Here is a 563-nt window from a genome sequence, read left to right on the forward strand (position 1 = left end):
GCGTTTGGATCGGCCGAGGTAGAGGGCTCTGCCGTTGTCGTCGAAGATGGTGAGGTAGTGGTGGGCGTGCGAGGCCATGCGGATGGCGTCGCGGATCGAGACGCGGGATCCGGTGGCGGTCATGGCGTAGCCGCAGCCTGATTCAAGGTCTTTCAAACTCATGGTGACGATGGCGGTGACGGGTAGGCCGCGGTGGGTGCCGAGGGTGCCGGAGGCGAGGGTGTGCCGGAGCGCCATTTTCAGGGCATCGTGGCGGCGTTCGTTCTGGGTGCGTCGATCCCGTGCGGCGGCAGCGTCGCGAGCAGCGGTGTCCGATGCGTCGGCGTCGGCGTGGCCGCAGGGTTCAGCAGCGCTGTCGGAGCCGGCATCGTCGTTGGTGTCGGCCGTGCTGTGTGGCGTTGTGCCGCAACCACAGTCGTCACCGTCGCACTCGCCGCAGTCGCCTTCGCAGCAATCCTCGTCACCGCAGTCGTCGTCACTGTCGTAGTTCGTCTCATCCCACAAGCCCGCATGACTGGACCCGGCATCGCCAGGAAAGGGCTCGGGCGTCGGCGTAGTAGCGC

The 563-nt window shown here is 67.0% G+C and carries 1 protein-coding gene; it reads right to left on the bottom strand.

What is annotated here, in order from left to right; translation table 11 throughout:
• Positions 1 to 563: DUF222 domain-containing protein (locus CH266_RS06895; RefSeq protein WP_141214506.1), on the bottom strand; the 563-nt coding region annotated here is incomplete at both ends.

The sequence above is a fragment of the Rhodococcus sp. 06-1474-1B genome, assembly GCF_002258885.1.
Classification (GTDB): Bacteria; Actinomycetota; Actinomycetes; order Mycobacteriales; family Mycobacteriaceae; genus Rhodococcoides; species Rhodococcoides fascians.